Raw genomic sequence first — 4,624 nt, forward strand, 5'->3', positions numbered from 1 at the left:
AATCTTGCCTATTTGCCACTTTTCTTTAGTTTAATTTGTTAGAGGCGCATAGTAGGGGTGTCGAATGTGCGTTTAAAAGAGCAGATAGTACTTGAGATGTTTCCTATGGAGGAAGACTATGGATATGCTTGATACAGAAATTGAACATTTATACTACTCAGAAGTAAAAGAAAAGAAAACCACAGCCTCCGGCATCCGTGGCCGTGCCTCCCGACTGGGCCGTGTCGGCAGCATGGTCATGCCATCCGATCGGATGTCGGGCAAAGCCAAACGTGACTACCGGCGTCCGGGGCCGTTAATCACCTACTCATTATTTGAGGAGTTGGTACCTTTTGAAGTGTTTGATCGGATGAAGTACGAGCAACATATCCAACTATTGCCTAAGTGGCGGAAGAAGTATGGCGATGATTATATCTGTCGGGAGTGGGGGTTGTCGAGGTTTGGATTTGGGGTAATTCTAGAGGCCTTACAGAATTAACCTAAGCTTGTCCGACAATTTACTTCAATATAATTCAAAAATATTTTAATTTCAAACTTGTCCCTTGTAATATAACAATTTGTGCACGAGTATTCATTTCTTAAAGAAAAGAAGTGAAAGGGTGCACAACAATGAGTTTTACTTATCGTGTGATACCCCTTAATCAAATTGATATAGAATTTGAAAGATTAGATGACGATATAACCACTCTTTGTCAAGATATAGAGAATAATGGCCTTACAGATCCTCTGTGTGTAGAGCAAATATCGAAAAACCACTACATACTGGTTTTAGGATATAGACGTTTAAGGTGTTTGAAAATCTTAGGTAAGGACGCTGAATGCATCGTTCGTCCCGATTCAGGAAAAGTTAACCGGATAGTACATCGTATTAAAGCCGATCTGCAGAAGAAGAGTTATACTCCATATGAAATTAAGACTATGGTAACTGATTTAATTAAAGAACGCTTATCTTTGGACGAAATTTCTAAACGAACAGGTCTTAGCAAAAAGACTGTAGTTAAGTACTCAAAATACAAGGATGTAAAAGCAAAGGAACCAGGTACAGAAGGTGGGACTTCAAAAGGAAAAAATCAAAAAATTAAAGAACTTCATTATATGATTGAGTCACTTCCTGTATCTGACGGTATTAAACAATGGCTTGTTAATATGTATGATAACAAAATGTTTAACCGCAGTCACTTTAAGTCAATTGACAAAATTGTTAGAAATGTTAAGTTCATTGACGCAGATGAAGAAATTCAAAAGGAATATATTCGAAAAACTATAGAACATGTAGACTTTGTCGACAAATTTCAAGAGGAGATTTTTAATCAAGTAAATAAACAAGCTAGCAAAAAAGTAAACAGTAACGATTATGATAAATATTTAAATCTTAAAGAAAAACTAGGAAATATTCTAAATTCGGATGAAGTAGCTGCCTTCTATAACTTTGAGAGTGAACAAAAAAAGGATATTATATCTATTTTTTTAGAAATAGCTAAAGCTATTGGATTAGCATACATTAAAAGAATAACTAGATTCAGAAGGAAACATCAAGCATATTCCTGTAAGGATGATAATAACCATATAACCGGGTATTCTCCACCCACATGTTAATTAAAAATGTATAAATTATATTTAAACAAGCGTCCGGCCTAACCACTGCCGAACGCTTGTTTATATCATTCTTGAATTCTCTTGAATTCTTTTCTCTTACTCATCCAGTGTGCCAGTAAATAAATCACGAAATAGATAGGTACTCCATAATAGTGTCGCCATGTAAGTGGCTGATATATTTTTACCCATATTGCCAACGGTTCGGCAATAAACGAACTACCCAGTGCAAATATAGCCGCTTTCAAATAAGAGGGAAGTTTAGGCTTAATTTGAATCATAAGCATTACGACTACAGGAAGAACAGAACCATCCCATGGGAGAAAAAATGAGTGAAGATAGGGAAGTGGTGTGACTACATAACACCACAAGCCGAATGCGACTCCGGCAGCGTCTAGAATAGAACTTATTAAGTACACCCAAAAACCAGCATATAGCAATCTGTGGGTACTTTCTCTCTTTCGAAACGTTAACCAGATTATCCATGGTAGTATAAGCAATGCTACAGTAATCCACCATCTACTAGTAAGAAAAACGTTTTCTTTCCATAACGTGATGTATTCACTGTTCATTTGTGAAATGATGACGCTGTCATTAATGACGTGCTCAATAACCTTATCGATCACTAAATCACTCCATAAACCGGAATACGACGAGTTTCCTAGAGTACCAGAATTATCAGCACACCCCTTCCCACCCAACTAGAGATACCTAACCTTAAAAATTAGTTGAACCACCAATATCAAGGAGTCTCCACCATGTGTAATAAAGAACCACCAGCATACCGACGATAAACCACCAGCCTCTTGAAAAGATTTCGGATTATAGGTAATGCTGTAATGATAGTTGGTTAAACAAGATTCGTGCGTCCAAAAGCATAGCGTCAGTAACCATTTTAACCCTACCTTCTTGCACAACGTATGATAAAGGTTCCCCCGCGAAAAATAATTTCATACCAGATTATTAAGACAAATAGGTCCAGGACTTTACTTCCTGAACCTAATAGCATGAAAGATCCTAATGATATAAAACTAAGTTATTCATCCCATGGAAGCGGTATATTCGGGAAGGGTCTCCGAATAACGGTGCATCGTCTGGCACCCTGGCGAATGAGCCTTAATGCACGATCCAAAGGAGTGCGAACCAGCACTGCCTCATCCGTACTGTTTTCAATGTCGAATATACGGAACGCTTTTTTGCCATCGATGAAAATACACTTAAATTCTACTTCAAATCCGGGCATTGCTATTGGACGGTTATTTCTGATACGACATAGTTTTACGCCGTCATTAAGCAGTCTTCTAGCTTGAGTATTAGTAATTCTTATGATAACAATTGGATCAATTTCAACTCCCGGTACTTTTGCTTCAATCTCAGCCAATAAAAAAAATTTTCCGTTTACTTTGAAAATGCACCGAGATCCGATAGAAAGAGCTTCTTCGTCCATTTTTAAAAGCCCCCTTTACTCAGATAGTGAAAATAAACCCTTCAATTTATAATATGGACTTTGGGTTAAAATGGAAACGGATGATTGGCTGCGACTCTTCCTTTTTGTTTGGATAAAGTAAAAAAACCGCTTATACAGCGGTTGGTTATTAATTTAATCAGCACTTACAAGAAAACCTCTGGCTTAACTACATAAGAATTTCACGAATTACGGCAAAAACGAGTACAGTAATAAAGAATCCACACGAAAGGAGGGACTCACATGGCCGTTCGTGTTGTTAGGATTACACTTAATGAAGGCGATAGAGCAGTTATTCGTGTACGTTGCCGCCGTCGCAACGGGGGTTAAAACTCAATGATGTTCCAAACTGCCGGAGGTATTACTTCCGGCAGTCTTATTACTAATCTCCTCTCAATAACGTCGACGTGGATAAGGATAAAATGGCGGGTAATAAGGATAGGGTCGATAATACGGTGGATAAAAGGAGAAAGGTGAAAAATATGGATAAGGCAACGGAAAGTATGGTGGGTAATATGGTGAAATCGGCTGTTGTGAAGAAAATTGATAAGAATGTCCATCCTCATGTTCAGACATCGAGTTCCCCCCCTCATATATTCTTAGAAGGCTTAGATTTTCAATACAATATACGTAGTAACCAAGATATGCGTTACCGTAATCATACAAGTAATTTACTCATCACCTAAACCATAATTCAAAGAAAAGTAAAAGCGAGTGATGATTTAATGCCTTACCAAATTAACGTGTCGATTAGTAAACGGCAATTATATTTATATCAGGACAATCAATTAAAGAAAACATATCCGATTGCTGTCGGAAGGATAGTAACACCTACACCAACCGGAAGACTTACTATTATAAATAAACAACCCAATCCAGGAGGTCCTTATGGCTCGATGTGGATGGGTCTGAGCAAACCTAGCTACGGTATTCACGGTACAAACGATCCGAGTTCAATCGGCCAAGCCGTTTCCCATGGTTGTATTCGAATGTACAACAGGGACGTACTTGAGTTATCCAGAATTGTTCCTGTTGGAACACCTGTGGTTATAAGTAGTTGAACACACAAAAAAGGCCCAGGACATCTCTCATCTCCTGGGCCTAAACTATAGCAAATTCAAACCACCCTAGGCGTCAAATCCTAACCGTAACAACCGCCTATTATTATAACACCCCAGCTAACTCATGGTCGGGGCGACAGGATTCGAACCTGCGGCCTCTTTACGGTTGTTTCATTACCGGTTAACAAGGCAGGGAAGAGGTCCACATGATGGCCGTACCGGCCCACGTTCCCTACAACGGTAATAACTGATATATCTGACCAACCGTAACCAGACCGCCACACTCGGCCCCACAACGTCCTTACCGTGTAATGACGTAGTAACAGAGTAGGGGAGTAACGGTTATCTTCAACGTGGCATCAACTGGCGTCACTTTAAGCAGAAAATAACACAGCAAAAAAGCCCACCGGTTAAGGTGAGCTTCTTGTTTGTTAGGATATTACCAGCGGTTGCTGCGAGGTTGGGGTTGGAAGCAGTCACGGCAGTATACCGGTTTGTCACCACG

At 39.2% G+C, this 4,624-nt stretch carries 6 protein-coding genes and 1 pseudogene; 4 read left to right on the forward strand and 3 right to left on the reverse strand.

Going from position 1 to position 4,624, the window contains the following annotated elements; all coding sequences use genetic code 11:
* Positions 1–118: 118 nt before the first annotated feature.
* Both H1S01_RS19525 and H1S01_RS19530 read left to right on the forward strand, forming a co-directional pair.
* Positions 119–478: a hypothetical protein gene (locus H1S01_RS19525; protein WP_188042059.1), complete on the forward strand. Its 360-nt coding sequence runs from the start codon at positions 119–121 to the stop codon at positions 476–478.
* Between the two features lie 131 nt (positions 479–609).
* A complete protein-coding gene (locus tag H1S01_RS19530) occupies positions 610–1,596 on the forward strand; it encodes a ParB/RepB/Spo0J family partition protein (protein WP_188042060.1) in 987 nt (328 codons plus the stop codon).
* Positions 1,597–1,661: 65 nt separating this feature from the next.
* On the opposite strand, the gene H1S01_RS19535 is transcribed toward H1S01_RS19530, so the two are convergent.
* Both H1S01_RS19535 and H1S01_RS19540 read right to left on the reverse strand, forming a co-directional pair.
* Positions 1,662–2,219, reverse strand: coding sequence for a CBO0543 family protein (locus H1S01_RS19535; RefSeq protein ID WP_188042061.1), 558 nt, complete (start codon positions 2,217–2,219; stop codon positions 1,662–1,664).
* A 410-nt stretch (positions 2,220–2,629) separates the two neighbouring features.
* Positions 2,630–3,040: a hypothetical protein gene (locus tag H1S01_RS19540; protein ID WP_188042062.1), complete on the reverse strand. Its 411-nt coding sequence runs from the start codon at positions 3,038–3,040 to the stop codon at positions 2,630–2,632.
* 500 nt (positions 3,041–3,540) lie between these two features.
* Between H1S01_RS19540 and H1S01_RS19545 the strand changes: the two genes are divergently transcribed.
* Together H1S01_RS19545 and H1S01_RS19550 are read left to right on the forward strand one after the other, a co-directional pair.
* Positions 3,541–3,744, forward strand: a complete 204-nt coding sequence (locus H1S01_RS19545) for a hypothetical protein (RefSeq protein WP_188042063.1) — start codon at positions 3,541–3,543, stop codon at positions 3,742–3,744.
* A 39-nt stretch (positions 3,745–3,783) separates the two neighbouring features.
* On the forward strand, positions 3,784–4,119 hold the full coding sequence (locus tag H1S01_RS19550) for a L,D-transpeptidase (RefSeq protein ID WP_188042064.1): 336 nt from the start codon (positions 3,784–3,786) through the stop codon (positions 4,117–4,119).
* A 439-nt stretch (positions 4,120–4,558) separates the two neighbouring features.
* Here H1S01_RS19550 and H1S01_RS22775 read toward each other — a convergent pair.
* Positions 4,559–4,624: pseudogene (locus H1S01_RS22775) on the reverse strand (zinc-binding protein); the annotation flags it as partial.

The sequence above is a fragment of the Heliobacterium chlorum genome, assembly GCF_014502795.1.
GTDB lineage: Bacteria > Bacillota > Desulfitobacteriia > Heliobacteriales > Heliobacteriaceae > Heliobacterium > Heliobacterium chlorum.